Origin of the sequence: Nocardiopsis sp. L17-MgMaSL7, from assembly GCF_003182025.1 — a bacterium.
Taxonomy (GTDB): Bacteria; Actinomycetota; Actinomycetes; order Streptosporangiales; family Streptosporangiaceae; genus Nocardiopsis; species Nocardiopsis prasina.
The window spans coordinates 107,762-133,712 of sequence record NZ_QGTF01000006.1 but is presented as its reverse complement, the minus strand read 5'-3'; the positions used below and the strand labels follow the sequence as shown (position 1 = coordinate 133,712).

General features: G+C 72.3%; 24 protein-coding genes and 1 riboswitch. Of the genes, 10 read left to right on the top strand and 14 right to left on the bottom strand.

Annotated features, from left to right (window positions below; all coding sequences use genetic code 11):
- Positions 1–13 precede the first annotated feature (13 nt).
- Positions 14–1,720 (bottom strand): thiamine pyrophosphate-binding protein, encoded by a 1,707-nt coding sequence (locus tag BDW27_RS12325; RefSeq protein ID WP_017543962.1) that lies wholly within the window; start codon positions 1,718–1,720, stop codon positions 14–16.
- A 76-nt stretch (positions 1,721–1,796) separates the two neighbouring features.
- On the bottom strand, positions 1,797–3,389 hold the full coding sequence (locus BDW27_RS27765; RefSeq protein ID WP_110049391.1) for an MFS transporter: 1,593 nt from the start codon (positions 3,387–3,389) through the stop codon (positions 1,797–1,799).
- A gap of 190 nt (positions 3,390–3,579) precedes the next feature.
- On the opposite strand from BDW27_RS27765, the gene sucC reads away from it, so the two are divergent.
- Positions 3,580–4,695 carry an ADP-forming succinate--CoA ligase subunit beta gene (gene sucC, locus BDW27_RS12315; protein ID WP_370446492.1) on the top strand — a complete coding sequence of 372 codons (1,116 nt, stop codon included), beginning with the start codon at positions 3,580–3,582 and terminating at the stop codon, positions 4,693–4,695.
- Between the two features lie 30 nt (positions 4,696–4,725).
- Positions 4,726–5,607 (top strand): succinate--CoA ligase subunit alpha, encoded by an 882-nt coding sequence (sucD, locus tag BDW27_RS12310; RefSeq protein WP_110049389.1) that lies wholly within the window; start codon positions 4,726–4,728, stop codon positions 5,605–5,607.
- 124 nt (positions 5,608–5,731) lie between these two features.
- Here sucD and fdhD read toward each other — a convergent pair whose 3' ends face one another.
- The 5 genes from fdhD to BDW27_RS12285 form a co-directional block, all read right to left on the bottom strand.
- A complete protein-coding gene (gene fdhD, locus BDW27_RS12305) occupies positions 5,732–6,613 on the bottom strand; it encodes a formate dehydrogenase accessory sulfurtransferase FdhD (protein WP_110049388.1) in 882 nt (293 codons plus the stop codon).
- Between the two features lie 137 nt (positions 6,614–6,750).
- Complete coding sequence (locus BDW27_RS12300) at positions 6,751–7,692, bottom strand: 2Fe-2S iron-sulfur cluster-binding protein (RefSeq protein ID WP_017543958.1); 942 nt, start codon at positions 7,690–7,692, stop codon at positions 6,751–6,753.
- Complete coding sequence (locus BDW27_RS12295) at positions 7,689–9,860, bottom strand: NAD(P)H-dependent oxidoreductase subunit E (RefSeq protein ID WP_110049387.1); 2,172 nt, start codon at positions 9,858–9,860, stop codon at positions 7,689–7,691. Before BDW27_RS12295 ends, BDW27_RS12300 begins: the two co-directional genes overlap by 4 nt.
- Positions 9,861–10,073: 213 nt before the next feature.
- Complete coding sequence (locus tag BDW27_RS12290) at positions 10,074–12,038, bottom strand: molybdopterin oxidoreductase family protein (protein ID WP_110049386.1); 1,965 nt, start codon at positions 12,036–12,038, stop codon at positions 10,074–10,076.
- An 86-nt stretch (positions 12,039–12,124) separates the two neighbouring features.
- Positions 12,125–13,108: a 2-dehydropantoate 2-reductase gene (locus BDW27_RS12285; protein ID WP_110049385.1), complete on the bottom strand. Its 984-nt coding sequence runs from the start codon at positions 13,106–13,108 to the stop codon at positions 12,125–12,127.
- A 78-nt stretch (positions 13,109–13,186) separates the two neighbouring features.
- Between BDW27_RS12285 and BDW27_RS12280 the strand changes: the two genes are divergently transcribed.
- The 4 genes from BDW27_RS12280 to BDW27_RS12265 all read left to right on the top strand — a co-directional run bounded on the left by BDW27_RS12280 (position 13,187) and on the right by BDW27_RS12265 (position 16,126).
- Positions 13,187–14,485, top strand: a complete 1,299-nt coding sequence (locus BDW27_RS12280) for a molybdopterin molybdotransferase MoeA (protein WP_110049384.1) — start codon at positions 13,187–13,189, stop codon at positions 14,483–14,485.
- Positions 14,486–14,547: 62 nt separating this feature from the next.
- Positions 14,548–15,231 carry a GntR family transcriptional regulator gene (locus BDW27_RS12275; RefSeq protein WP_017543952.1) on the top strand — a complete coding sequence of 228 codons (684 nt, stop codon included), beginning with the start codon at positions 14,548–14,550 and terminating at the stop codon, positions 15,229–15,231.
- Between the two features lie 55 nt (positions 15,232–15,286).
- Positions 15,287–15,352, top strand: a riboswitch (guanidine-III (ykkC-III) riboswitch).
- A gap of 32 nt (positions 15,353–15,384) precedes the next feature.
- Positions 15,385–15,699, top strand: a complete 315-nt coding sequence (locus tag BDW27_RS12270) for a multidrug efflux SMR transporter (protein WP_049579064.1) — start codon at positions 15,385–15,387, stop codon at positions 15,697–15,699.
- Positions 15,700–15,760: 61 nt separating this feature from the next.
- Complete coding sequence (locus tag BDW27_RS12265) at positions 15,761–16,126, top strand: VOC family protein (RefSeq protein ID WP_017543950.1); 366 nt, start codon at positions 15,761–15,763, stop codon at positions 16,124–16,126.
- Positions 16,127–16,139: 13 nt separating this feature from the next.
- Here the strand turns inward: BDW27_RS12265 and BDW27_RS12260 are convergent, their stop codons facing one another.
- Positions 16,140–16,631: a DUF2087 domain-containing protein gene (locus BDW27_RS12260; RefSeq protein ID WP_017543949.1), complete on the bottom strand. Its 492-nt coding sequence runs from the start codon at positions 16,629–16,631 to the stop codon at positions 16,140–16,142.
- A 78-nt stretch (positions 16,632–16,709) separates the two neighbouring features.
- Positions 16,710–17,522 carry an HAD family hydrolase gene (locus BDW27_RS12255; RefSeq protein ID WP_026129142.1) on the bottom strand — a complete coding sequence of 271 codons (813 nt, stop codon included), beginning with the start codon at positions 17,520–17,522 and terminating at the stop codon, positions 16,710–16,712.
- 216 nt (positions 17,523–17,738) lie between these two features.
- Between BDW27_RS12255 and BDW27_RS12250 the strand changes: the two genes are divergently transcribed.
- The 4 genes from BDW27_RS12250 to BDW27_RS12235 all read left to right on the top strand — a co-directional run bounded on the left by BDW27_RS12250 (position 17,739) and on the right by BDW27_RS12235 (position 20,467).
- On the top strand, positions 17,739–18,752 hold the full coding sequence (locus BDW27_RS12250) for an alpha/beta hydrolase (RefSeq protein ID WP_110049383.1): 1,014 nt from the start codon (positions 17,739–17,741) through the stop codon (positions 18,750–18,752).
- 114 nt (positions 18,753–18,866) lie between these two features.
- Entirely contained in the window at positions 18,867–19,466 is a 600-nt protein-coding gene (locus tag BDW27_RS12245; protein WP_110049382.1) for a sulfite oxidase-like oxidoreductase, read from the top strand.
- Between the two features lie 3 nt (positions 19,467–19,469).
- Positions 19,470–20,195 (top strand): ferredoxin reductase, encoded by a 726-nt coding sequence (locus tag BDW27_RS12240; protein ID WP_110049381.1) that lies wholly within the window; start codon positions 19,470–19,472, stop codon positions 20,193–20,195.
- On the top strand, positions 20,192–20,467 hold the full coding sequence (locus BDW27_RS12235; protein ID WP_017543943.1) for a DUF6510 family protein: 276 nt from the start codon (positions 20,192–20,194) through the stop codon (positions 20,465–20,467). Before BDW27_RS12240 ends, BDW27_RS12235 begins: the two co-directional genes overlap by 4 nt.
- Here BDW27_RS12235 and BDW27_RS12230 read toward each other — a convergent pair.
- The 5 genes from BDW27_RS12230 to BDW27_RS12210 are packed head-to-tail and all read right to left on the bottom strand — an operon-like array spanning position 20,439 to position 25,876.
- On the bottom strand, positions 20,439–21,452 hold the full coding sequence (locus tag BDW27_RS12230; protein WP_110049380.1) for an STM4011 family radical SAM protein: 1,014 nt from the start codon (positions 21,450–21,452) through the stop codon (positions 20,439–20,441). The genes BDW27_RS12235 and BDW27_RS12230 overlap by 29 nt on opposite strands.
- Positions 21,449–22,783, bottom strand: a complete 1,335-nt coding sequence (locus BDW27_RS12225) for an STM4012 family radical SAM protein (RefSeq protein ID WP_110049528.1) — start codon at positions 22,781–22,783, stop codon at positions 21,449–21,451. The genes BDW27_RS12230 and BDW27_RS12225 overlap by 4 nt, the downstream gene beginning before the upstream one ends.
- An 11-nt stretch (positions 22,784–22,794) precedes the next feature.
- Positions 22,795–23,622: an STM4013/SEN3800 family hydrolase gene (locus tag BDW27_RS12220; RefSeq protein WP_110049527.1), complete on the bottom strand. Its 828-nt coding sequence runs from the start codon at positions 23,620–23,622 to the stop codon at positions 22,795–22,797.
- Between the two features lie 35 nt (positions 23,623–23,657).
- Positions 23,658–24,824, bottom strand: a complete 1,167-nt coding sequence (locus tag BDW27_RS12215; protein ID WP_110049379.1) for an STM4014 family protein — start codon at positions 24,822–24,824, stop codon at positions 23,658–23,660.
- Positions 24,821–25,876 carry an STM4015 family protein gene (locus BDW27_RS12210; RefSeq protein WP_110049378.1) on the bottom strand — a complete coding sequence of 352 codons (1,056 nt, stop codon included), beginning with the start codon at positions 25,874–25,876 and terminating at the stop codon, positions 24,821–24,823. Before BDW27_RS12210 ends, BDW27_RS12215 begins: the two co-directional genes overlap by 4 nt.
- Between the last annotated feature and the right edge of the window lie 75 nt (positions 25,877–25,951).

The window sequence follows — 25,951 nt, the reverse complement described above, 5'->3', positions numbered from 1 at the left end:
CTCTCCTTCCGGGCTACTTGTACATCGTCTGGTTCATGGTCCCCGGGGCGTACACCTCGGGGTCGATCCAGACGTTGATCAGTGAGGGCTTGCCGGACTCGCGGGCCCGCAACAGGGCCGGGCCGATCTCGGCCGGGTCGTGGACCTCCTCGCCGTGTCCGCCGAGCATCTTCGCGAACTCGGAGTAGCGCACGTCGCCCAGGGTGTTGCCGAGTTCGCCCCGGTCCGCGCCGTACTTGGCGATCTGGCCGTAGCGGATCTGGTTCATCGAGGAGTTGTTGCCGACGATCCCGACGAAGGGCAGGTCGAAACGGACCAGGGTCTCGAAGTCCCATCCGGTGAGGCTGAAGGCGCCGTCGCCGAAGAGCGCGACCACCTCCTTGTCCGGGCGGGCGTACTTGGCCGCCATCACGAACGGGATCCCGACGCCCAGCGTGCCGAGCGGCCCCGGGTCCAGCCAGTGGCCGGGCGACTTCGGCTGGACCACCTGGCCGGAGAAGGTGACGATGTCGCCGCCGTCGCCGACGTACACGGAGTCCTCGGTGAGGAACTGGTTGATCTCGTTGACCAGGCGGTAGGGGTGGATCGGGGTGGAGTCCGAGGTCAGGAGGTGCGCGCGCTTGTCGAGCGCGGCCTGCTCCTGGGTGCGCAGCTCCTCCAGCCAGCCCTTGCGGCCCTGCGCCCCGGTGTCGCCGTAGCCGGAGACGGCCTGGAGCGCCGAGGACAGGATGACGTCGGCGTCGCCCACGATGCCGAGGTCGATGTCGCGGTTCTTGCCGACGGTGGCGTAGTTGAGGTCGATCTGCACCACGGTCGCGTCGGGGGAGAGGCGCTTACCGTAGCCCATCCGGAAGTCGAACGGCGTGCCGACGATGATGATGAGGTCGGAGTTGCTGAAGGCGTAGCGCCGGGAGAGCTGGAAGTGGTGCGGGTCCCCGGGCGGGAGGGTGCCGCGTCCCGCGCCGTTCATGTACGCGGGGATGTTGAGGGCGCGGACCAGTTCGACGGCGGAGTCGGTGGCCCGGGTCGTCCACACCTGGTTGCCGAGCAGGATGCTGGGACGCTCGGAGCGCACGATCAGTTCGGCGAGGCGCTCGATGGCGGCAGGGTCGCCCGCCTGACGGGTGGAGGCCCGGTAGTGCCCGGCGGCGGGGACGCGCGCCCGCTCCACGGGGACCTTGGCGTCCAGCACGTCGCGCGGGATCTCCAGGAAGGACGGGCCGGGGGCGCCGTTGTTGGCCTCGCGGAAGGCCATGGAGACCAGGTCGGCGACGCGCTCGGTGTGCGGGACGGTGGCCGCGAACTTGGAGATCGGGTTGATCATGTCCACGTGCGGCAGGTCCTGGAGGGAGCCCATCTTGTGCTGGCTGAGGGCGCCTTGGCCGCCGATGACCAGCATGGGGCTCTCGGCGCGGTAGGCGTTGGCGATGCCGGTGACCGCGTCCGTGGTGCCGGGGCCCGCCGTCACCACCGCGCAGCCGGGCTTGCCGGTGATGCGCGCGTAGCCGTCGGCGGCGTGGGCGGCGACCTGCTCGTGCCGGACGTCGATCACGTCGATGCCCTCGTCGGCGCAGCCGTCGTAGATGTCGATGATGTGGCCGCCGCAGAGCGTGAAGACGACGTCGACCCCCTCGGCCTTGAGGGCCTTGGCGACCAGGTGGCCGCCGGAGATCGTGCTGCTGTCGCTGTTCGTTTCGGTGGGTACCTTGCCTTCGGCCATCGGTGCGACGACCCCTTTCGTGCTGAGGTGCGGAGCGTACGGTTCAGTGAAGATCGGATACTGTATACCGTGTGCATCACATTGGAACACTCCGGCGCCGCGCTGTCCAGACCCCGTGGGACTCCGTTGTCCCGGCAGTGTGGGGCAGCGTCCGGATCGGCAGGGGGCGGCGCAGGCGCGCGGTCAGGACGGCGGCCACGGCCGTGAGCAGGCCGGAGGCGGCCAGAGCGACGGGTTGGGCGGTGGTCGGGACCAGACCGAGCAGGGCGATCGCGCCGCCCACGCCGAGCAGCCCGCCGACCGCCTTGGAGCCGTGGACCAGCCCCGCGAGGTCGGCCGAACGGGCGGGGTCGTCCTCGCGGGGGGCGCGGAACCGGCCCGCGCCACCGCGTTGCCCCGCGCCGCCGCGTTGCCCCGCACCACGGTGCTGCCCCGCAAGACTGTGCTGGACTGCACCACTGTGCTGGCCCGTACCACTGTGTTGGCCCGTACCGAAGTGCCCCTCGGTGATCGCGCGGGTCAGCGGGTAGCAGGAACCGGTGCCCGCGCCCACCACCAGGACGCCGGCGATCAGGAGCGGCAACGGACCCTCCGGGGCGGTGGCGGCCAGGACCGACTGCCCGAGCGTGGTCGCCGCCAGCAGCGCGGCGAGGGTCCGACGCCGCCCGGCCCGCTCCGCCGCCCCGCTCGCGGCGAGCCGTCCGACCCCGCTGGCCAGGGCGAACGCGGTCACGGCCACCGCGATCTCCGAAGGGGCGCGGCCCGCGCCCGACAATACGGGCGGGAGTGCTACGAGGGTGAACAGCCCGACCGTTCCGGACAGCGCGACGATCGCGTGCAGTGCGTGGAGCGAGTGCCCGCTCGCCCACGCCTGGCCCGCGCTGAAGTCACGTGCGGCGGGCGGCTCCGCGCCCCGCCGCAGCGCGGCCGCTCGGGGGTCGCTCCCCGGGGGCCACCAGAACGCCGGGGCCCCGCGCTGGCCCGCGCCGCCCGCCACGCCCAGTATGAGGACCGCCGCCGCGAGCACGGTGGCCGCAGCGCCGGGGTCGCCGGGCGGCCCCAGGACGAGCGCGGGCAGCAGGGGTACCGCGCCCAGGGCGAAGGCCCCGCCCACGGCGCCCAGGCGCACGGTGCGCCGGTCCGGGAACCAGCCGCCCACCAGGTCCACGCAGGAGTGGTAGACCAGCCCCGCTCCCACGCCGCCGAGCAGCCCGTACCCCACCACGGCGGCCAGCGGGTCCCCGAAGTGTCCGACCGTGTACACGGCCGCGGCGCACAATGCCGCCCCCACACAGATCGCCGTGCCGGGGTCGAGGAGCCCGCGCGTCCGGAGCAGGCGCGGCACGGGGGCGAGGGATCCCTGGACCAGGGCCCAGACCAGGAACGGCGTCAGGGCCTGTGCGGGGGACCACCCGTGCGTCGCCGTCAGCAGGGGGACCGCCGCGCCGTAGCCGAACTGGAGCACGCCCACAGCCCCGACGGCGATCAGCGCGCGGGCCAGCAGCACGGACCGGGGTGTTCCGGTGAGCCTGCTGGCTGAGGGGCCGACGGTGTAGCGCCTGCCCCGCCAGTCGTGGACGTGCGTGGGCGTCGACGCGGTGGCGGGTGGGGGCTCCGGCGCCGGTGGAGCGGGCCGGGGCGGTGGTTCGGGCAGATGGCGGGGGAACATGGCGACCTCCTTGTATGCAGTATGCAAAGCGGGGCGACGCTTGTGAAGGGCCATCTCGACAAGAATGCCTATTGAATACTGCATACAATGTGGAGTATCACTGGAGAGGGGGCGACGAGCGGACGGAGGAGGAGCGTTGGATCTCCACGAGTACGAGGCCAAACAGATCTTCGGTGAGTACGGGGTCGCGCTGGTTGAGGGCGAGATCGCCGACACCCCCGGACGGGTGGCGTCGGTGGCCGGTCGCCTCGGCCGGAGGGTCGTGGTCAAGGCCCAGGTCAAGACGGGCGGCCGAGGCAAGGCCGGCGGCGTGAGGGTGGCCGAGGGAGCCGACGAGGCCCGAGCGCGGGCCGAGGAGATCCTCGGCATGGATATCAAGGGCCACTCGGTCCACCGTGTTCTCGTTGAGGAGGCGAGCGACATCGCCGAGGAGTACTACTTCTCCTTCCTGCTCGACCGCGCCAACCGCGAGTTCCTCTCCATCTGCTCGGCACGGGGCGGCATGGAGATCGAGGAGGTCGCCGCCGCCGAACCCGACGCGGTCGTGCGCACCCCGGTCGGCCCCGAGGGGGTGGGCCGGGAGGAGGCGCTGGGCATCTGCGCGGCCGCCGGACTGCCCGAGGCGGTCCGCGACAGGGCCGCGACGGTCATCGCCGCCCTGTGGGACGTGATGGTGGGCGAGGACGCCACCCTCGTCGAGGTCAACCCCCTGGTCCGCACCGCGGACGGGCGGATCGTCGCCCTCGACGGCAAGGTCACGCTGGACGACAACGCGGCCCACCGCCACCCGGAGCGGACCCCCTTCACCCACGGCGCCGGGACCGACGAACGCGAACTCCGCGCGCGTGAGCGGGGCCTCAACTACGTGCGGCTCGACGGCGAGGTCGGCGTCATCGGCAACGGCGCGGGACTGGTGATGTCCACCCTGGACGTGGTCGCCCAAGCCGGAGCGGACCACGGCGGCGTCCGCCCCGCCAACTTCCTCGACATCGGCGGCGGCGCCTCCGCCGAGGTGATGGCCAACGGCCTCGACGTGATCCTGGGCGACCCGGCCGTGCGGAGCGTGTTCGTCAACGTCTTCGGCGGGATCACGGCCTGCGACGCCGTCGCCAACGGCGTCGTGCAGGCCCTCGAACTCCTGGAGAGCCAGGGCGAGGACGTCAGCAAGCCGCTGGTGGTGCGCCTGGACGGCAACAACGCCGAGCAGGGCCGCCAGATCCTCACCGCCCGCGCCCACCCGGCCGTGCGCCAGGTGGACACGATGGACGGCGCCGCCGAACTCGCCGCCGAACTCGCCGCACGCTGACCGGCCCACCCCCTTCGACAGGAGAAACCCATGGCCATCTTTCTCAACAGGGACAGCCGGGTGCTCGTCCAGGGCATGACCGGCGCCGAGGGCACCAAGCACACCCGGCGCATGCTCGCGTCCGGTACCAACGTCGTCGGCGGCGTGAACCCGCGCAAGGCCGGTCAGAGCGTCGACTTCGACGGCACCGAGGTGCCCGTCCTCGGCTCCGTGGCGGAGGGCGTGAAGGCGACCGGCGCCGACGTCACCGTGGTGTTCGTCCCGCCCCGGTTCACCAAGGACGCGGTGGAGGAGGCGATCGAGGCCGAGATCGGCCTGGCCGTCGTCATCACCGAGGGCGTCCCGGTCCACGACACCACGGCTGTCTGGCACCTGGCCACCGCGCGCGGAAACCGCACCAGGATCATCGGCCCCAACTGCCCCGGCCTCATCAGCCCGGGCCAGTCCAACGCCGGGATCATCCCGGCCGACATCACCCGGCCCGGCCGGATCGGCCTCGTCTCCAAGTCCGGCACGCTCACTTACCAGCTCATGTACGAGCTGCGGGACCTCGGCTTCTCCACGGCGGTGGGGATCGGCGGCGACCCGGTCATCGGCACCACGCACATCGACGCCCTGGCCGCCTTCGAGGAGGACCCGGACACCGACGTGATCGTGATGATCGGTGAGATCGGCGGTGACGCCGAGGAGCGCGCGGCCGCCTACGTCCGGGACCACGTCAGCAAGCCCGTGGTCGGCTACGTGGCGGGCTTCACCGCCCCGGAGGGCAGGACCATGGGCCACGCGGGGGCGATCGTCTCCGGTTCCTCCGGAACGGCCGCCGCCAAGAAGGCGGCCCTGGAGGCGGCCGGGGTTCGGGTCGGCCGGACCCCGAGCGAGACCGCCCGCCTCACCCGGGAGCTCCTGGGCTGAGGCCGAGCGGTCGGATCGACCGGGACACCGCGACGGGGCGACGGCACGGATGCCGCCGCCCCGGGTGTGCCGGTATCGGACCTGGTTGGTGCGGGGGGCTGGAACGCGCCAACCAGGTCCGCGTCTACCGTTCCGGAGGGCGCGCAGCCCCTGGGGCCGCCGAGGACGCGGTGAGCGTCCTCTCCAGGAGAACGCGATGCCTTCCGGTGTAGACGTTCATGGAGCTGCCGCGCAGGAAGCCGACGAGCGTCATGCCCGCCTCCGTGGCCAGGTCGACAGCAAGGGACGAGGGCGCCGAGACGGCGGCCATCATGGGGATGCCCGCCATCCACGCCTTCTGGACCAGCTCGAAGGAGGCGCGGCCCGACACCATGAGCACGGTCCCGCTCAGCGGGAGGCGGTCGGAGCGCAGGGCCCAGCCGATCAGCTTGTCCACCGCGTTGTGCCGCCCCACATCCTCGCGCACGGCCAGCAGCTCACCGTCGGCGGTGAACAGCCCGGCGGCGTGCAGGCCGCCGGTGCGGTCGAACACCCGCTGGGCCTCACGCAGCCGGTCCGGGAGGACGGTGAGGGTGGGCACGTCGATCCGCAGGCCGTCGTCGGACACCGGCCACCGCGCCTTGGTGCGCACGGCGTCCAGGCTGGCCTTGCCGCACAGCCCGCACGAGGACGACGTGTAGAAGTTGCGCTCCAGCGAGGTGTCGGGGAGTGCCACCCCGGGAGCCAGGGACACGTCCAGCACGTTGTACGTGTTGGACCCGTCCTCGGTGGCCCCCGCGCAGTACCGGATGGCGGTGACCTCGGGCCCCTCGGAGACTACCCCCTCGCTCACCAGGAACCCGGCGGCGAGGTCGAAGTCGCTCCCCGGGGTCCGCATGGTGATGCTCAACGGGGCGCCGTCCAGCCTGATCTCCAGCGGCTCCTCCACTACGAGGGTGTCGATGCGTTCGCTCTCGACTCCCTCTCTGATCCGGAGGACCTTCTCACGGGCGGTCACCCGTCCCATTCCCCACCACCGCCTTCCGGTGCACGAGTGCGTTTACTGGTCTACTCTTCCCGACATTCGGTGTCGAGGGGACGAAGCGTCAAATCGGCGTATGGAGGACAGACCGCCCCGAGAGGCCCAGGCCACCGTCCGGTGCCTCAGCCGTCGCCGCGCCGCTGCACGTGTTGGAAGCCGAACCTGCCCTTGATACACAGGTTGCCGTGCGTCACCGGGTTGTCGTGCGGCGAGGTCACCTTGACGATCTCGTTCTCCTGGACGTGCAGGGTGACGTTGCACCCCACACCGCAGTAGGTGCAGATCGTCGTCGTCTCGGTCTGGCTCTCCTCGTCCCAGGTGCCCGCCGCGCGCATGTCGAACTCGGTGGCGAACGACAGCGCCCCGGTCGGGCAGACCTCGATGCAGTTCCCGCAGTACACGCAGGCCGAGTCGGGGAGCTCCACGTCGTGTTCGGTGGAGATGCGGGCGTCGAACCCCCGCCCGGCCACCCCGATCGCGAACGTGTTCTGCCACTGGTCGCCGCAGGCGTCCACGCACTTGTAGCACATGATGCACTTCGAGTAGTCGCGCACGTAGAGGTCGTTGTCCACCTTGGCGGGCTGCTCGACCGTGGCGGCCGCCCCGCCGTCGCCGGGCTCGTGCTCGCCCGCGCGCCGGGCGTCACGGACCCCGAGCGCGGCCGGTTCGGCGCGGGGGCCGAACCGCTCCGGCTCCGCCTCGTAGCGCTCCATCCACTCGGAGACCTTCGGGGTGGTGGACAGGTCCACCGAGGAGCCCAGCAGTTCGAGCACCAGTTTACGGCTGTGCCGCACCCGTTCGGAGTCGGTGGCCACGCTCATGCCCTCCTCCAGCTTGCGTGAGCAGGCCGGGGCCAGGGTGCGGGCGCCCTCCACCTCGACGACGCACACACGGCAGGCGTTGCGGGGGGTGAGTGTGTCGCCGTGGCAGAGGGTGGGGACCTCGGTCCCGGCGGAGGAGCAGGCCTCCAGGACGGTGGTGCCCTCCGGCACCCGGACGGTCTCGCCGTCGATGGTCGCGTCGATCAGGCGTCGGGGAGTGGGCAGGAGTACGGGGACGGTCATCGGGCCTCCTCGGTCGCAGCCCGGTCGCCCGGGGCTGGAGTGTGCGCGGGGTCGGGGTCGCGCGGATGGTCGGGGTCGGCGGCGCCGGAGCCGTCGGGGCCGGTCCCGGAGTAGAGGCCGAGCCGGTCGATCGCGGACTCCACCGCGTTCCAGGCGGTCTGGCCCAGGCCGCAGATGGACGCGTCCCGCATGGCCCGTCCGACCTCCCGCAGAAGGGGCAGTTCCCGGGCGGGTGAGGCACCGGAGCGCAGCCGCAGCAGCGACTCCTCCTGGCGTACCGTCCCCACCCGGCAGGGCACGCACTGCCCGCAGGACTCGTCCCGGAAGAAGGCCGCCACCCGGGCGAGGGTCGCACCGAGGTCGGCGGTGTCGTCCAGGACCAGTACCACGCCGGACCCCAGCGAGGTCCCGGCCGCCCGCGCTCCCTCGAAGGTCAGCGGGATGTCCAGCTCGTCGCCGCGGACGAAGGTTCCGGCCGCCCCGCCCAGGAGCACGGCCCGGATGGAACGCCCCTCGGGCATCCCGCCCGCGGCCTCGACGAGGTCGCCCAGGGTGGCGCCGAAGGGCAGTTCGTACAGTCCGGGGCGGCGCACCCCGCCGGACACGCAGAACAGTTTGGGTCCGGTGGAGCCCTTCGTGCCCACGGCGGCGTAGGCGGGCCCGCCCATGAGGAGCACGGGGAGCACGTTGACCAGGGTCTCCACGTTGTTCACCGCGGTCGGTTTGCCGAACAGCCCCTTCTCCACGGGGAAGGGCGGTTTGGTGCGGGGCTCGCCGCGCTGGCCCTCGATGGACCCGAAGATGGCGGTCTCCTCGCCGCAGATGTAGGCGCCAGCACCGCGCCGGATCTCGATGTCGAACGAGAAGCCGGATCCGAGGACGTCGGGGCCGAGCAGGCCGCGCTCCCGGGCCAGGGACAGCGCGTTCTCCAGGTGGCGCAGCGCGCGGGGGTACTCGCCCCGGATGTAGAGGTAGCCGGTGCGGGCGCCGATCGCGTACCCGGCGACGGTCATGGCCTCGACCACGGAGAAGGGGTCGCCCTCCATGAGGACCCGGTCCTTGAAGGTGCCGGGCTCGCTCTCGTCGGCGTTGCACACCAGGTAGTGCGGGGTGTCCGGCTGCTGAGCGGTGGCGTTCCACTTGCGCCCGGTGGGGAAGGCGGCGCCGCCCCGGCCCACCAGACCGGAGTCGGTGACCTCGCGGATCACCCCGGCGGGGCCGAGGCGCAGGGCCTCGCGGAGCGAGGCGTATCCGCCCGCCGCGCGGTAGTCGTCGAGGCTGAGGGGGTCCACGCGGCCGATCCTGCTCAGCAGGACGTGGCCGGGGGAGCCGGCGTCGGGGACGGCGGCCGCAGGGTCGGGTTCGGGGGCGCCGCCGAGGAGGGGGTCGGACGCGTAGGTGGTGGTGCCGGGACGGTGGCTGTCGGGGGAGCGCCCGTTGTCGACGTTGACGGCGCGGGCCGGGGTCGGCGGGGCGGCGTTCGCTGAGTCGTCGGCGGTGCCGTCGGTGCCGGTGGTGTCGTCCGGGGCGTGCGCGCCATCGTGCGCCGGGTCGTCCCCGGCGCTGGTCGCGGATTCCGTCTCCGGGGGCGGGGCGTCGGCGAGGGCGTCGAGGGAGTCGGGGGTCGCGGGGGCCGCGACCGCGTACCGTGCGGGGCTCCCGGCCTCAAGGGCGAGCGCGGCGGGGGCGCGCTCGCACAGGCCCAGGCAGGGGCTCTCGTGCCAGGTGGTTCCGGGGGCCTCGGGGTCGTCGGGGTGACCGCCGGGCGGGCCCAGACGGGCGTTCAGGCGGTCGCGGAGCCCGCCGGAACCGGAGGCCGCGCAGGCGATGTCGGTGCACAGGTGCACGACCCGGCGGGGGCGCTCGTGCAGCGCGAACATGGCATAGAAGGAGGCCACGGCGTAGGCCTCGGCCGGGGGGACGGTGAGCCTGCGGCAGATGTGGTTGAGCGCGCCGCGGCTGATCCAGCCCATGCGGTCGTTGACGGCGTGCAGGGCGGGCAGGAGCAGGTCGCGCCGGTCGCGTGCGGCGTGTCCGCCCCGTGCGTAGCGCAGGTCGGAGTCCTGGCGGGTCCCGCCCTCCCAGCCGGATTCGGGTGCTCCCAGGAGTGTGTCGACGGCGTCGCGTTCGGCGTCGGTGGCCACCTCGTCCAGAAGTCGCAGGTCCACGCCCGGATCACCTCAATCATGTGTAAGACAGATCACAGGATTCTGTATACAAGAGACAGTAAGATGGGTGTTGCGGATTGACAACCCTCGTTCCCCAAGTGAGTTGGGGGACGGGGGTCGCCCTCCGGGCACACCGGGCGGACCGTCCCACCGGGGCTGGTGGGACGGCCCGCGCCGTGCTCGGCCCGCCTCCACGTGCTCGGACCGGGTGACTCAGCCCGAGACCCGTTCGGGGACCTCCCGTCCCTGGTTCCGGGGGCGCGGGGCCACCCGTTCGATGCGTACCGCCGCCGCCTTGTACTCGGCGGTCCCGGCGATCGGGTCGGTGGCATCGATGGTGAGCAGTTGCGTGTCCACCTGGTGCGGGAAGTGGAAGGTCATGAACACCAGTCCGGGCCGCATGGACTCGGTGACCGACGCCGGTACCAGCACCGAACCGCGCCGCGAGGTCACCCGGACCGTCTCACCGTCCTCCACTCCCAGCTTCGCCGCGTCCTCCGGGGACAGGTCCAGCAGTTCTCCACGGCGCATCGGCGAGGAGAAGCCGGAGGTCTGCACGCCGGTGTTGTAGTCGTCCAGGCGGCGGCCGGTGGTGAGCCGGAACGGGAAGTCCTCGTCCAGCAGGTCCACCGGTGGCGAGTGCCCGACGATCCCGAACGGTGCGGGCTCACCCCTTTCGAGCGGGTCCTTCGACCACAGCCGGGAGTGCAGGTAGCTGGGCTCCAGGGTGTCCTCGGAGTAGCAGGGCCACTGGATGCCGTCGTGCTCGGCCAGGCGCGCGTAGCTCATGCCCCGGTGTATGGGGGACAGTGAGCGCACCTCGTCCCAGATCTCCTCCGCCGAGGGGCGTTCCCAGTCGTACCCCAGCCGGGTCGCGAGCGCGCACATGATCTCGATGTCGTCCCTGGCGCCCTCCGGCGGGTCCAGGGCCTTGCGGACCAGCTGCACCCGCCGCTCGCTGTTGGTGAAGGTGCCGTCGGACTCGCACCAGGCGGCGCTGGCCGGGAGCACCACGTCGGCGAGTTCGGCGGTGCGGGTGAGGAAGATGTCCTGGACCACCAGGTGGTCCAGGGACCGCAGCCGTGCGGTGGTCTTGTGCGTCTCGGGCTCGGACTGGACGGGGTTCTCGCCGATGACGTAGAGCGTCTTCAGCTCGCCCTCCTCCATGGCCTCGAACATCTGGGTGAGGTTGAGGCCCTTGCGGTCCTGGATGGGGCGGCCCCAGGCCTGCTCGAACGGGGCCCTGACCTCGGCGTCCAGGATGTCCTGGAACCCTGCCAGGCGGTCGGGGATGGCGCCCATGTCGCCGCCGCCCTGCACGTTGTTCTGGCCGCGCAGCGGGTTGAGGCCGGAGCCGTGCCGCCCGACGTGTCCGGTGAGCAGGGACAGGTTGATCAGAGAACGCACGTTGTCGGTGGCGTTGTGGTGTTCGGTGATGCCCAGGGTCCAGCACATCTGGGCGCGTTCGGCGCGGGCGTAGGTGTGCGCGAGTTCGCGGATGGCCTCGGCGGGGACACCGGTCTCGGCCTCGGCGGCCGAGAGCGTCCACGGCTCCACCAGCGCGCGGTACTCGTCGAGCCCGCTGGTGGCGCGCTCGATGAAGGACTCGTTGGCCAGTCCGGCGTGCAGGATCTCCCGGCCCACGGCGTGGGCGAGCGGGATGTCCGTGCCCACGTTGAGGCCGAACCAGCGGTCGGCCCACTCCGCGGTGGGGGTGCGGCGGGGGTCCACGACGAAGAGCCGGGCCCCGTTGCGCACTCCCTTGAGCACGTGCTGGAAGAAGATCGGGTGGGCGAAGCGGGGGTTGCCGCCCCAGATGACGATGAGGTCGGTGTCCTCGATCTCCGCGTAGGAGGAGGTGCCGCCGCCGGAGCCGAAGGCGGCGGACAGGCCCGCGACGCTGGGGGCGTGGCAGGTGCGGTTGCAGGAGTCGACGTTGTTGGTGCCGACCACGACGCGGGTGAACTTCTGTGCGACGAAGTTCATCTCGTTGGTGGCCCTGGCACAGGAGAGCATGCCGAAGGAGTTGGGTCCGTGGCGGTCGACGCCCTTCCGGAAGCCGGCCGCGGCGCGGTCGAGGGCCTCCTCCCAGCTGGCGGGGCGGAGTTCTCCGTGTTCGCGGACGAGGGGTCGGGTGAGTCGGTCGAGGGGGTTGGAGTGGTCTGCGGAACGTCGCATGTGGCCTCGCTCGGGGTTCGTGGCCTCAAAGGGAATACTGTATGCAATGTTGGTGAAACGGGCAATGGTACGGGGTTGTGGAGGCGCTAGACCAGCGCGGGTTCCGACACCCGCTGGTTGAGCAGGCCGGCCACGGCGTCGACCGCGCGCAGGGTGGGCGCGGGGGCGCCGGTGAGGTCGGCCAGCTCGACCACGGCGGACAGGATCACGTCCAGCTCCATCGGGCGGCCGCGTTCGAGGTCGTGCAGGGTGGAGGTCCGGTGGTCCCCGGTCCGTTCGGCGCCCGCGAGCCTGCGCTCCACGGAGACGTCGGTGCGCACGCCCAGCCGGGCGGCCACGTCCAGGGTCTCGTTCATCATGGTGCGGGCCAGGTCGCGGGTCGAGCGGTGGCGGCAGATCTGCGCCATGGTCGAGCGGGTGAGCGCGCTCAGCGGGTTGAAGACGATGTTGCCCATCAGCTTCACCCAGACGTCCACGCGGAGGTCGGGCACGACCGGGCACTTGAGCCCGCCCGCCGTCATCGCCTCGGAGAGGTCGCGACAGCGCCGGGAGTCGGAGCGGTCCGGCTCCCCGACGGAGAACCGGGTGCCCTCGATGTGCCGGACCACCCCCGGTTCCACGATCTCGGTGGCCGCGTAGACCACGCAGCCGACGGCGCGCTCGACGGGGATGGCGCGGCTGACCGCCCCCGCCGGGTCCACGCTCTCGATGCGATGGCCGGCGAGCGGCCCCTCCACCCCGTGGAAGTACCACCAGGGGATGCCGTTCTGCGCGGCGACCACGGCGGTCGCCGGTCCCAGGAGGGGGCGCAGCATCGGTCCGCAGTCGGCGTAGTGCTGGGCCTTGAGGCCGAGCAGGACGGCGTCCACGGGGCCGATCTCGGCGGGGTCGTCCGTGACGTGGGGGCGTGCGGTGAAGTCGCCACGGGGGCTGAGGACCCGGACGCCGTGCTCGCGCAGGGCGCGCAGGTGGGCGCCCCTGGCGATGAGGTGGACGTCTGCTCCGCCGCGATGGAGGGCGGCGCCCGCGTAGGCGCCGATGGCTCCGGCGCCGAGGACGGCGATGCGCATGAGGACTCCTTCCTATTCCATACTGTATACAGTATGCTCACTTGCACCCGTCCCCTCACCACGGCAGGGAGAGAAGGAATGCCCGACTCGGGTGCCTGGGAAACTTCTCCGCTTCTTCGTGACCGCCGCCCCTCCGGAGACCACACGCCCACCCCGTGGCCCCGGGCGCGCGAGCTGGCCCGGGAGGTCGGCGCCGCCGCGGGCACGCCCGCCGAGGACGTGCCCCTGACCGAGGCCCGGGGTGCCACCCTGGCGGCCGACCTCGTCTCCGCCATCGACGTGCCCGTCCTGGACAGCGCCGCCATGGACGGGTACGCCGTCTGCAGCGAGGGGCCCTGGCTCGTCCTCGGGCGGTCACTCGCCGGTCACCGGGGGCCGGTCGTGCGCCTGAATCCGGGAGAGGCGGTGGAGACGGCCACGGGCGCCGTCGCGCCGGACGGAACCACCGCCGTCCTTCCCTACGAACACGCCACCCTGGCCCCCTGGGAACCGGACGGCACAGGGAGAATCGGTGATCCGGCATCCGGAGCCGACGCCCCTTCCGCGCCGGACGGTGCACGGCTGCTGTACGGCGAGGTCGCGCCCGGGCGGCACCTCCGCCGCAGGGGCGAGACCACCCTGGCCGGGACGGTGGCCGCACGGGCTGGCAGCCCCGTGACCCCCGCGCTCCTGGGGCTGGCCGCCAGTCTGGGCAACGACTCCGTCCGGGCGCTGCGCCCGCGCGTGCGCGTCCTCGTCACCGGTGACGAGGTGGTGCATGAAGGGGTGCCTCGCCCGGGCGCCGTCCGTGACGCCATCGGCCCGATCCTCCCCGGGCTGGTGGCCTGGGCGGGCGGCCGCTGTGAGCCCCCCGTCGCGGTGGCGGACCGCGCGGGTGCCCTGGAGGAGCGGCTGGACGCCGCGTCGGGGACGGATACCGTGGCCGTCTGCGGCTCCTCCTCGGCGGGCCCCGCCGACCACCTGCGCGCGGCACTGACCGCCCTGGGTGCGATCTTCGCGGTCGACGGGGTGGCCTGCCGTCCCGGCCACCCGCAACTGCTCGCCGTCCTGCCCTCGGGGGCCGTGGTCGTCGGCCTTCCCGGTAACCCCGGTGCCGCCTTCGTGGCCGCGCTCACCCTTCTGGTCCCCGTGCTCAGCGGGCGCGCCGACCGTCGGGACCCCGCGCACACCGGAAGGCGGGTCCGGCTGGTCGGTGACGTTCGGCCGCACGCATCCGACACCCGCCTGCTCCCGGTGCGGGTCAGCCGCGACCTCGCGGTGGAACTACCCGCGAGCGGCTCCGCCGACCTGCGCGCCGCCGCCGTGGCCGACGCGCTCGCGGTGGTCCCGCCCGGCCGGGTTCCCGGCCGCGTCGAGCTGGTCGGCCTTCCCGTGTGACCCACGCACGCACCGAACTTCGTACACTGTCTACAACGACCACCGGATCCGGGAGACTCCTCATGTCCTCGCAGGGATTGAACGCCGTAGCGGGACGCATCCAGCGCCCGGTTCCGCTGCGCGAGGCCGTCTACGAGGCGATTCTCGACCTGATCACCACCCGGGCGCTCTCACCCGGGCAGCACCTGGTCGAGACCGAGCTGGCACGCACCCTGGGGGTCTCGCGCCAGCCGGTCCGCGAGGCCATGCAGCGGCTCAGCAACGAGGGCTGGGTGGACCTGCGGCCCGGCTACGGGGCCTTCGTGCACACCCCCACCGAGAGCGAGGCCGACCAGCTCCTGGCCGTGCGTGCCATGTTGGAGGCCGAGTCCGCGCGGCTGGCCGCGGAGAACGCCTCCGACGAGCAGATCGGCCAGCTGCGCGACCTGGTCTCCACCGGCCGCGCCGCAGCTGAGCGAGCCGACACCGACGCCGTGGTCAAGGCCAACGCCGACTTCCACCGCACCGTCACCGAGGCCTCCGGCAACCGGGTGCTCGCCGAACTCGCCGCGCAGGTGGACCGCCGGGTCCGCTGGTACTACGCGCCCGTGGCCCGGATCCGCGGCTCCGCCTCCTGGGACGAGCACGAGCAGTTGGTCGAGGTCATCCAGCGGGGCGAAACGGCTCGCGCGCGCGAACTCATGAGTGAGCACACCGAACGCACCCGCCGTACCTACCATGAGGAAGTCGACGGCACGCGGCCCTGAGATGGTGACGGGTCTGACCACCCACCCTGGAAGCCTCACCCCTCAGGGGCCGTTGTAGGGTTCGAGTACCTGAGACTCCGGACGAGGGGCGCCGTACCCGGTCAAGACAAGACGGCGCGAACCACAGTTCGTACGTCTTGGAGGTAACAGGTCATGGCCTGGATCGTTCTCGTGATCTCCGGTCTTCTCGAAACCGCGTGGGCCGCCGCGCTCCACGCCTCACAGGGCTTCACCCGCTTGTGGCCCTCGGTGATCTTCGGTGTCACCCTCGCCCTGAGCATGGCCGGTCTGGCGTTCGCGCTGCGCACCATCCCGCTCGGCACGGGTTACGCCGTCTGGGTGTCCATCGGTGTGGTCGGTACCGCGCTCATCGGTATGTTCTTCCTCGGTGAGGGCTTCAGTGTGCCCAAGGCACTGTGCCTGATCGCCATCGTCGCCGGCGTCGTCGGCCTGAAGGTCCTCCACTAGTCACCCGCCCGCCCGGGCTCGGCGCCCGGGCGGACGGCCCGCCCGCTGTTAGGGTGCCCGCATGACTCAGGGATCCCTGGCCCAGTGGGTGGTCAACGCCGTCGACCCGCTCGCCCTCGCCCGCTTCTGGGCCTTCGTGATCGGTGGTGAGGTCGAGGCCCGGTCGGACGGCTGGGCCGTTCTCCACGGAGCCGACGGCCAGCCCCGGCTGTCGTTCCAGCCGACCCCGGAGGCCAAGGCCCGCCCCAACCGCGTCCACGCGGACGTGGTCGTCGACGACCTCTCCGCGTCCGTCCGTTCCGTCGTGGAGCACGGCGCCACCCCCGTGGGGGAGGTGGTCACCGATGAGGAGGGCTCGTTCCAGGTGCTGCGTGACCCCGAGGGAAACGAGTTCTGCCTGGTCAAGCCGGACGCCGACGGCTTTTGACCGGCCCCTTCCCCTACCCTCGGGCGAGGCGGTAGCGGCTGCCGTCGTCCTCGCGGTCCAGGAAGCCCTCCTCCACCAGGTAGCGGCGCAGGGCGGAGGGGTCGTCGAAGCAGGTCAGGATCGCCGTGTTCACCTGTTTCTCCGTGTACTCCAGCTCCGGGGCGAACAGGCGCTCGGCGATACGTCCGAGGGCCGCCAGGCGGAGGTCGCGCTTGGCGGGCATCGAGGTGAGCCGCCCCTCGTGGAAGAGCGCGTCCACGGGGTCGGTCGTCCGGGTCACGTCCTTGTGCTCGCGCATGGCCTCGGTGAAGACCCCGGGCACGGCGACGAGCCGCGCGCCCTCCTCGCGCACCAGACCGTCACGCACGAGCCGCGCCAGGTGCTTGGCCGTCCCCCGGACCTCACCCCGGTCGAGCCCCTCGGGTCCGGCGGTGACGATCCGGGCGAACAGCGACAGCCGCTCGGGGGCGGCGAGTGACGACACGAGCTGGGTGGGGTGCGGCACGGCGGGTTCCTCGGGGCAGAGCGAATGGATTCCGCCACCGTAGGGGCCGCGCCGCGACCCCGGCCAGTGATTATCCGGTCAGGCCCGCTCCAGGATCTCCTCCACCACGCGGCCCACCCCGTCCTCGAAGCTGGACGGGGCCACCCTGAGACCCAGCGCGGGATCGAGCAGGTCCCGGTGCCCACTGCTCATCGCGTACCCCGAACCCGCCCAGGTCAGCGCGGAGCGGTCGTTGGGCATGTCCCCGAAGGCCACGACCTCCTCGCGGTCGACGCCCCAGCGCTCGCAGAGCATCGCGAGCGTGCTGCCCTTGTTGACCCCCGCCGCGCTGATCTCCACCAGGCCCGCCCCGCCCGAGTAGGTCGGCTCGGCGAGCGTGCCCACGGCCGTCACGGCCGCCTCGTACATCTCGTGTACCGGGTACTGCTTGGACCGGGCGATGAGCTTGGTGACCGGGGTCGCGGCGGTCAGCAGGGCGTCGGTGCCGTCCAGCACCCCCTTGACCCACTCGGCCCGAATCCACGGCTCCAGGTGGTAGTCGGTGTCGTGGTAGAAGTCCGTGCCGGTCTCCACCCCGAACCCGAGGCCCGGCAGGGAGAACCGGAGTTTCTCCACGATCGTGCCGGAGGTGTCGCGGTCGATCGCCCGCACCAGCGGCTCCGCCTCCCCGGGCAGCTGGGTGTGGGCGCCGTTGCCGCAGACCACGGCGGCGCAGTCGAACATGGCGGCGAAGGGTTCTGTGGTGCGCGGCGGACGGGCGGTCACGATGACCACCCTGACCCCCGCCTCCACGGCGGCGGTGAGGGCTCGGTGGTTGCGGGGGGAGACCTGGCCGTTCTGGTCGAGGAGGGTTCCGTCAAGGTCGGTGGCGATCACACGAGGAAGGACCATGGGCACATTATGGCGTCGGGGAGTGACGGTCCCGGAGGGGCCCCACCCCCCGGGACCACCGGCCGTGGCGCCGCCAATTCCTGGCTTGTGGGGGGCCAAATGTTGCGAAAACCGGGTTACCCGGATGAGGGCCACGGGCATCCCCAGCCCGGGTTCCGGGACGGAGTACGCGTGCGGAACCCCGACCCGTTCTGACGCCGTACCCATGGAGTAGGCATGTCCGAGAACAAGGTGGTTCTGGAGAGGGAAGCCCAGGAGTTCGCCGACGCCAACGCCAACGAGCCCTTCATCTACCAGCTCCCTCCCGAACAGGGCCGGGACATCCTGGAGGGCGTGCAGAGCGGCGAGGGGGTGCCCAAGCCGGAGATCACCGACGAGTGGATCACCATCGAGGGCGGGCCGACCGGCCAGGTGCCGATCCGGATCGTGCGCCCCGCGGGCGCCACCGGCGTCCTGCCGGTGATCCTCTACGTCCACGGTGCGGGCTGGGTGTTCGGCAGCTCCAACACCCACGACCGCCTGGTCCGTGAACTGGCCACCCGCACCGGTGCCGCGGTGGTCTTCCCCGAGTACGACCGCTCACCGGAGGCCAGGTACCCGACCGCGATCGAGCAGAACTACGCGGCCGCCCAGTGGGTCGTGCGCCACGGCGCCGAGAGGAACCTGGACGGCGGCCGTATGGCGGTGTCCGGTGACTCGGTCGGCGGCAACATGGCCACCGTGCTGGCGCTCATGGCCAAGGACCGCGGTGACGTCTCGCTCAGGGGACAGGCACTGCTCTACCCCGTGACCGACGCCGACTTCGACACCGGCTCCTACCACCAGTTCGCCTTCGGGTACTTCCTGAACAGGGACGGCATGATCTGGTTCTGGGACCAGTACGCCCCCGACCCCGCACAGCGCAGGGAGGTCTACGCCTCCCCGCTGCGGGCGTCGCTGGAGGAGCTGCGCGGCCTGCCGCCCGCGATCGTGCTCAACGGCGAGGCCGACGTTCTGCGTGACGAGGGCGAGGCCTACGCCCGCAGACTCCGCGAGGCCGGGGTGCCGGTGACCGCGGTCCGCTTCCAGGGCATGATCCACGACTTCATGATGGTGGACAGCATGCGCGACACCCACGCGAACCAGGCGGCCCTGCTGCTGGCCAGCGACTTCCTCAGCGACGTCCTCGGCATCCGCTCGTCGGTGCCCCGCCAGCAAGCCGCGCGGTCCACCGGCGCCGGGGCTCGCTAGGGCGTGCGTCGCGCGTCGGAGTTGTCCGACGAGGGTGGGCGCCCGCCGCCCACCCTCGTTCCCGGCGCGGCACGGTGCGCTCCGTTGGAACGTCTCACACGACAGGGGTCGAGCATGAACATGTTCACGCGCGGTTTCCAGGGTCGGCGCGGCGCCGAATCCGACCGCGTTCCGCCAGGGCAGTACCAGACCGACGACTTCCCGGTGCTGAGCGCGGGCCCCACGCCGCGCGTCGACACCGACGACTGGGCCTTCACCATCACCGCGGAGACCGGAGCCGCCCACAGCTGGACCTGGGACGAGTTCATGGGGCTGGCCCAGGAACGGCCGCACGTGGACATCCACTGCGTCACCCGCTGGTCCAAGCTCGACACCGACTGGGTGGGCGTCTCCCTGGACACGCTGCTGGCGGACGTGGAGAGCGCCGCCGATCACGCACTGGCCCACTCCTACGGCGGCTACACCACGAACCTGCCGCTGGAGGACCTCACCGACGGGCAGGCGTGGGTCGTGCACACCTTCGACGGGGAGCCGTTGGCCGCCGAGCACGGCGGTCCCGCCCGGCTGCTCGTTCCCCACCTGTACTTCTGGAAGTCCGCCAAGTGGGTGAGGGGCCTGACCCTGACCCACGAGGACGAGCCCGGGTTCTGGGAGCAGAGCGGCTACCACGACTACGGCGACCCCTGGCGTGAACAGCGCTACCGGGGAGACTGACCGGTGCCCTCATGGACGCCCGCGCTCCTGGAGTCCGACCGGTGGGAGACCCCCACCGCACGCACGCTGGTGCTCGCGGTGCCCGGCTGGTCCGGGCACCGTCCCGGACAGCACGTGGACGTACAGCTGCGAGCGGAGGACGGGTACACCGCCGAGCGCTCCTACTCCGTCGCGTCGGCCTCCGGGCCGGACCGCCTGGAACTCACCGTCCAGCTGGCACCCGACGGGGAGGTCTCCCCGTACCTGGTCCAGGACTTCCGGCCCGGGGACCGGGTGTGGGTGCGCGGTCCCCTGGGGGGCTGGTTCGTCTGGCGGACGGACGACACCGACCCCGTCGTGCTCATCGGCGGCGGCTCCGGCGTCGTCCCGCTCGCGTCGATGGTGCGCGAACGCCGACGCACCGGGAGCCGGGCCCTGTTCCGCGTCCTGTACTCGCTGCGATCGCCCGAGGACCGCTACTACGCCAAGGAGCTCGGGGCCGCCGCGGACCCGGGCGTCGACGTCTTCCTCGCCTACACGCGGGACGCCCCGCCGGGTTCGGTGCGCGGAGCCAAACGGTTGAGCGTGGCGGATCTGAACACCCACGGGTTCCCGGCCGAGTTCGCACCCCTGTGCTACGTGTGCGGGCCCACCGGGTTCGTCGAGACGGTCGCCGACGGGCTCGTCGCGCTGGGCCACGACCCGCGCAGGATTCGAACCGAGCGCTACGGCAGCGGAGGCGGGCGATGAACGGACCGACCCACCTGGACGGAAACGTGCTCGCCGGTCCGCTGTCGGAGGTCTTCAGTGTGGATCTGACGACCGCCGTGCGCCAATGCGCTGTCTGCGGCGACGAGGGCGTGTGTGCCCAGCTGCTGGTCTACGCGGACGGCCCCGGACTGGTCGCCCGCTGCCCGAACTGCGCGGTGCTGGTGCTCCGTCTGGTGCGCACCCCGCAGGGAGTGGTCCTGGACCTGGGCGGGACCGGCTGCGTCACCATCCCGCTCCCGGAAGCGCCCTGAGTTCGGATCGGCGGCCGGGCTCCGGGGAAATCGGTCGGTCCGGGGCGTCCGGAGGACTCCCGGAAGTGCGCGGGGGCGTGACCGCCGGAACGCGCTCGATCACCCCGCCACGGAACACGTCGTACAGGTCCAGGGTCTCCAGGTGCACGTATCCGATGTGGCAGTCGCAGCTGGTGAGCGGGCACGGGCTCGGTCCGAGGCCGTCGGCGAAGGACCCGTCGTAGAGGTTGCCGAGCGGGGTGTCCACGAAGTGGCAGCGGCGCACGTCGCCGTCCCCGTTGACGGACAGCACGGTGTCACCCGTACGACAGGGCGCCCCACGGCTCGGGTGCGGGTCGCGGCTGTAGTGGAAGAGGGGGTCGATCCCCTGCCAGACCTCGGCCTCGGCGTCCGTGTAGGTCAGTCCCTCAGCGGCGTTCACCCAGAGGTAGACGTCCTCGGGGAGGTCGTCGCGCATGCGGCGCGCGGCCGCCAGGTGCTCGGGCTGGCCCACCACCCCCACGCTGAACCGGACCCCGAGTTCGGTCAGCTCACTGGTCTTCTGGAGGAAGCGCTCGTGGTCGACCTCGCCCGGGTGGTAGGTGGCCCACAGGGCGACGGAGTCGCGATCGCAGTCGGCGAGCCAGGCCGTGCGGCCGCTGAGGTTGGTCTGGATCGCCGCCCGCTCCACGTGCGGCAGGTGACTCAGCCGGGTGATGGCGCGGCGGTACCAGGAACGGGTCAGCCCCTCGCCCCACGGCGTGAACAGCACCGAGAAGCGCGTGCCGGTCCGCTCGGCCACCCAGTCGGTGAACCGTTCCAGGGCGGCCCGGTCGGCGCGCAGCGTCTCGGGGCTGTCCCGGCGCTTGGCGAAGGGACAGTACGGGCAGTCGTAGTCGCAGCTGGCCAGCGGCCCCCGGTACAGGAGGGTGAGGTGGGCGGGCAGCGGCCGGTTCGTGGCGGGGCGGAGCAGTGTGGGTTCGGGGAGGTCCACGGGGGAGCTCATGACGCCTCGTACTCGGCGGTCAGGCGGTTGACCCGTGCGGAGAAGAAGTCCGGGCCGACGGAGTCGGAGTGCGCCAGCCCGTCCTCGGTGAGCCGGACCGTCGCGGCGTCCGCTGCTCCGTCCTCCAGCCAGCCTCGTGCGGTCAGGGCCGCGAACTCCTCGGGGAAGTCGCCCACCGGGTGCGCGCCGAACCTGGCCGTGTAGTCGGCCACCTCCAGCCCCTCCACACGCAGCAGCGACTGGAGCACGTGTCTGCGGCGCCGCTCGTCCGCGTCCAGGACGAACCCGACCTCGGCACGGGCGAAGTCGGCCCCGTCGCGCCCCACGTAGTCCGCGATGATCGACCGCACGCGGCCCACGCCCACCGCGTAGTCGAACGAGTAGTGCGTGGTGCCGGTGTAGGAACGGGCACCGCAGCCCAGGCCCACCATGCCGTCGGTCTGGCAGCTGTGGTCCGGGGCGGAGGCCAGGGGCTCGGGGGCGTCGGCCCGCCGGAACATGCGCATGGACACCTGCTCGTAGCCGCGCTCGCGCAGGTGGTCGCGGCCCTGCCGGTACAGCGCCAGCCGGTGGTCGTCCCATTCGCGGGCACGTCGGCCCAACCCGGTGAGGGGCCGGACGTACAGCGGGTAGAGGTAGACCTCCTCCGGTTCCCACGACAACGCCGTGTCCAGCGAGTACTCCCAGGTCCTCGCGGTCTGCCGGTCGATGCCGTAGATGAGGTCCACGTTGAGGTCTGCGCGGGCGTGCTTGCGGATGGCGGCCAGCGCCCGGTCCACCTCCGCGCGCTTCTGCGGGCGCCCGGCGGCGTGCGCCTCGGAGTCGATGAAGCTCTGCACGCCCATGCTGATCCGGGTCATCCCGCGCGCGTCCAGCACCTGGAGGCGGTCCGGGGTGGCGGTGGCCGGGGAGGTCTCCACGGAGACCGGGACCCCGCCCATGTCCAGCGGGAAGTGGCGTTCAAGAGTGTCGTAGACCCGGGCCAGCTCGTCGGCGGTCAGGTAGGTGGGAGTGCCTCCGCCCAGGGCGGCGCGGGCGAACAAGCTGTTCTCGGGCAGGCAGGCCGCGACCGTCTCGGCCTGGCGCTCGAAGGCGTCCAGGTAGGCGGTGACCTGTTCGGCCGGGGGCGTTGACCGGGTGAAGAGGTTGCAGAACCCGCAGCGCATCTCACAGAACGGGATGTGCGCGTACAGCGAGAGCGCGCTGGTGTTCTCGCGCAGCCACAGGTCGTACAGGTGGGGCCGTTCGGCGAAGGGGCGGTAGGCGCTCTTGTGCGGGTAGGCGTACACGTACGAGCGGTAGGGGGAGTCCGCGCGGACGGGTTCGGCCATCGGTGTGACGCTCACGCGGCGCTCTCCTCGGTGCCGTGGCCGTGGGGCAGGACGGCGTGGGTGTAGGGGACGGTCCAGACGGTCTCGTGGCCGATCCGGTGGCCGGTGTGGCCGTCCTCGCCGTAGGCGGTGCCGTGGTCCGAGCACACGATCGCGAAGCAGGGGCGGCGGGCGGACATCGCGGCCAGCAGCGGTGGCAGGTGCCGGTCCACGTACTCCAGGGCGGCCGCGTGGCTGGTCCGGGTGTCCCCGTCCTCCCGTGTCGCTCCGGGCAGGTGGAACCAGTTGGGCTGGTGCAGGGCGGCGACGTTGAGCAGCAGGAACAGGGGCTGTCCGGCGGGCACGGCGGCGCTCACCTCGACCGCGCGGGCCACCTGGTTCTCGAAGGAGTGCGGGTCGGCCACGCCGAACGACTCCTCCCAGTGGCTCTCGGCGAACAGGTTCGGCAGCACCGACCCCAGCTCGGACCTGCGGTTGAAGAAGCCGGTGCCGCCCACACAGGCCGTGTGATACCCCTCCTGGGCCAGGCCCGAGGCGAGGTCGGGCGTGTCGAAGGTCCAGGTCCCCGGCGCCGTGGAGACGCTGCCGGGGAACGCGGCGGCGAACAGGCGCGGATGCGGCCCCGGCGCTGCGGGGGTGGGCAGGAATCCGGCGAGCATGGCCAGGTGCGAGGCGTACGTGAAGCTCGCGGGCGAGTGCCGTTCCTCCCAGCCGCCCGGCGGCAGGAGCCGGGCCAGGTTCGGGGTGCGCCCGGTCTCGGCGAGCTCGACGGCCACGTCGTGGCGCAGGGTGTCGAGGGTGAGCAGCAGGATGTCGTGCGTGCCCACCACGGAGTTCATGTCCGGTGCCGGGAGGCCGGCGGAGGTGGTGGTGTTCATGGGCGTTCCCCGGAGAGTGCGTGTGCGGGTGTCGGGTGCGGGGCCGTGAGGGGGAACCGGCCGGTGGCGAGGGCGTGCAGCTGTTCGGCCTGGGTGCTGCGGCCCTCGTGGAGGACCCCGGGCAGGAGGTCGCCGAAGGCGTTGACCTCGCAGACCGTGAACCCGCGCCAGCCGGGCCGGACCAGCAGGTCCACGCCGGTGTGCAGGGTTCGGGGGAAGACCCCCGCCGCGGCCTCGGCCGTGGCCGTGGCCGCCCGCCAGGTGCGCGGTCCCATGCTCTCGCGCAGCGCCGCGAGGTCGCCCCGGGCGTTGCCCAGGTGCAGGTTGGTCATGGGGGAGTGCGACGAGCGCACCACCGCGTGCGTGGCCCGTCCGGCGACCACCAGGACGCGCAGGTCGATCACGCGCCCCTGGAAGCCCGCCTTGGGCACCCAGCGCTCCACGTGCAGGCCGTCGGGGGCGAGCGCGTCCACGATCGCGGCCACGTCGGCCTCGTTGGTGTAGGTGAACGGCCGCAGCGAGTTGTACAGCTCCACCGACCCGCCGTCGCGGACCAGGTGGGCGGAGGTGACCGCCCTGATCCGCCCGCCCGGGGCGGTGGCGAGAGCGACCACCCCGGAGGCCGAGGAGCCGTGCGCGGGCTTGACGAACACCCTCCGCCAGCCGAGCCCGGCCATCGTCGCGCGCAGGGAGTCGTAGCCGGTCACCGGCCCGGGCAGGGCCGGTGCGACGGGAACCCCGGCGGAGTCCAGTCGCGCGTGGCAACGGCGCTTGTCGCACAGGTCGGCCAGGTCGTCCACGTCCTGGAGGAGGTGCGCCCCGGGGGTGGCCGCCACCGCCCGGGACAGGCGTCCCAGGGCGCGGACGAACCCCCGGTGCTGGTCGGCGCCGCCCTCCACCCGGTGGAGGTCGGGGTCGTGCCGCCACCCGCGCAGCAGGCGGGCGGTGGGGGCGTCCTCGCCCGCGGAGTCCACGCGGACCAGCGCGCCCTCGGGCAGGGTGACCGGACCGGCCGCCGGGTCCGCGAGGTCGCGCCAGGGGAGCGGGACGGGGTCGGGCAGCCCGGCAGCCCGAGCCGCCTCGGTGAACAGCGCCAGGCGGCGGTTGCCCGGAACGCACACCACCACCAGGGGGCGGCCGAGGGCGGGCCGGTCCCGGCTCACTCGGATACCGCCGTGTAGTAGGAGAGGCCGCCCTCCGCGTAGGGGTTCTCCTCGGGCTCCTCCCGGTCGGAGAGGTCGTGCTCCACCCCCGAAGCGGTCAGGGCGGCGCGCAGCCGTCCCTCCATCTCCTCGGAGAGGTAGTGGTGGTGCAGGTCCAGGCGGCGCAGGCCGTGGAAGACGGGGGTGTCCAGGATGATCCGGGCGCCCCGGTCCGTCAGGATCCCGAGGGACAGGTCCAGCTCCGCCAGCGTCCCGGTGACCGGGGCCTCGGCCAGGGCCGCCACCCAGTCGTCGGCGCGGTCGGCGTTGCGCAGGCCCAGGGAGCGCAGCTTCGGGAAGGCGGTCCCGGACAGGACCGGGGCGAGGTCCTCACGGGTGGTGCGCCCACCGGCGTACTCCTCCACGCCCAGCCACAGCTCCAGGTGCTCCAGCTCGGGCAGGGACGCGGCGCACACGTCCCGGACGACCTCGGGGTGGAGTCCGCCGGACTGCACGGTCAGGCTCCGCAGCCCGTGGGGTTCGGTGACCCTCAGGCCGAGGTCGGCGCTGCCGCCGCGCACCGTGAAGGCCGTCAGTCGGGGGAGAGCGGCGAGCAGCGGGGTCAGGTCGCCGTGCTTGATCCAGGAGATCTCGTTCTCCTCCTGGAGGATGTCGCCGAAGAACAGCGAGCGCAGGCTCGTGTACCGGGACGCGCGCTCCAGCAGAGGTGCGAGGAAGTCGCCGTTCCCCTCCTGAAGCTCGGAGTGGCCCACCACCAGGGCGCGGACCGAGTCGTGCGGGACGAGCTGGTCGAACTCGCGCAGGTACTCGTCGATGGTCTGCCCGTCCCTGCCGTTGACCGACTCCTCCGTGCGCCACCGCCACGCCACTGAGCCGGGGTCGGCGAGCGCCGCGAAGAGCGGCTCGTAGGACGACGGCAGGTTGGGGTGGCGTTGCCTCCGGTTGCTCGCCCACGCCATGGCGAAGTGGAACTCGCGGCGGATGGTCTCCCACCCCGTGAACTCCACCACGGGCAGCCCCGCGTACTCGGTGAGATGGCTGCTGTTGGGCATGGGGCTCCTGCCAGGGGAGGGACCGGGGTGGCTTGGGGTGTCGGGCTGTCGGGCCGTTGGGCCCGTGGGGGACGG

Coding starts and splice junctions, on each gene's coding strand:
- BDW27_RS12230 (WP_110049380.1), bottom strand. CDS start 21,452: ATGAGCTCCCCCGTGGACCTCCCCGAACCCACACTGCTCCGCCCCGCC.
- BDW27_RS12270 (WP_049579064.1), top strand. CDS start 15,385: ATGGCCTGGATCGTTCTCGTGATCTCCGGTCTTCTCGAAACCGCGTGG.
- BDW27_RS12290 (WP_110049386.1), bottom strand. CDS start 12,038: ATGCGACGTTCCGCAGACCACTCCAACCCCCTCGACCGACTCACCCGA.
- BDW27_RS12265 (WP_017543950.1), top strand. CDS start 15,761: ATGACTCAGGGATCCCTGGCCCAGTGGGTGGTCAACGCCGTCGACCCG.
- BDW27_RS12235 (WP_017543943.1), top strand. CDS start 20,192: ATGAACGGACCGACCCACCTGGACGGAAACGTGCTCGCCGGTCCGCTG.
- BDW27_RS12220 (WP_110049527.1), bottom strand. CDS start 23,622: ATGAACTCCGTGGTGGGCACGCACGACATCCTGCTGCTCACCCTCGAC.
- BDW27_RS12275 (WP_017543952.1), top strand. CDS start 14,548: ATGTCCTCGCAGGGATTGAACGCCGTAGCGGGACGCATCCAGCGCCCG.
- BDW27_RS12210 (WP_110049378.1), bottom strand. CDS start 25,876: ATGCCCAACAGCAGCCATCTCACCGAGTACGCGGGGCTGCCCGTGGTG.
- BDW27_RS12250 (WP_110049383.1), top strand. CDS start 17,739: ATGTCCGAGAACAAGGTGGTTCTGGAGAGGGAAGCCCAGGAGTTCGCC.
- BDW27_RS12280 (WP_110049384.1), top strand. CDS start 13,187: ATGCCCGACTCGGGTGCCTGGGAAACTTCTCCGCTTCTTCGTGACCGC.
- BDW27_RS12300 (WP_017543958.1), bottom strand. CDS start 7,692: ATGACCGTCCCCGTACTCCTGCCCACTCCCCGACGCCTGATCGACGCG.
- fdhD (WP_110049388.1), bottom strand. CDS start 6,613: ATGGGACGGGTGACCGCCCGTGAGAAGGTCCTCCGGATCAGAGAGGGA.
- BDW27_RS12325 (WP_017543962.1), bottom strand. CDS start 1,720: ATGGCCGAAGGCAAGGTACCCACCGAAACGAACAGCGACAGCAGCACG.
- BDW27_RS12285 (WP_110049385.1), bottom strand. CDS start 13,108: ATGCGCATCGCCGTCCTCGGCGCCGGAGCCATCGGCGCCTACGCGGGC.
- sucD (WP_110049389.1), top strand. CDS start 4,726: ATGGCCATCTTTCTCAACAGGGACAGCCGGGTGCTCGTCCAGGGCATG.
- BDW27_RS27765 (WP_110049391.1), bottom strand. CDS start 3,389: ATGTTCCCCCGCCATCTGCCCGAACCACCGCCCCGGCCCGCTCCACCG.
- BDW27_RS12255 (WP_026129142.1), bottom strand. CDS start 17,522: ATGGTCCTTCCTCGTGTGATCGCCACCGACCTTGACGGAACCCTCCTC.
- BDW27_RS12225 (WP_110049528.1), bottom strand. CDS start 22,783: ATGGCCGAACCCGTCCGCGCGGACTCCCCCTACCGCTCGTACGTGTAC.
- BDW27_RS12245 (WP_110049382.1), top strand. CDS start 18,867: ATGAACATGTTCACGCGCGGTTTCCAGGGTCGGCGCGGCGCCGAATCC.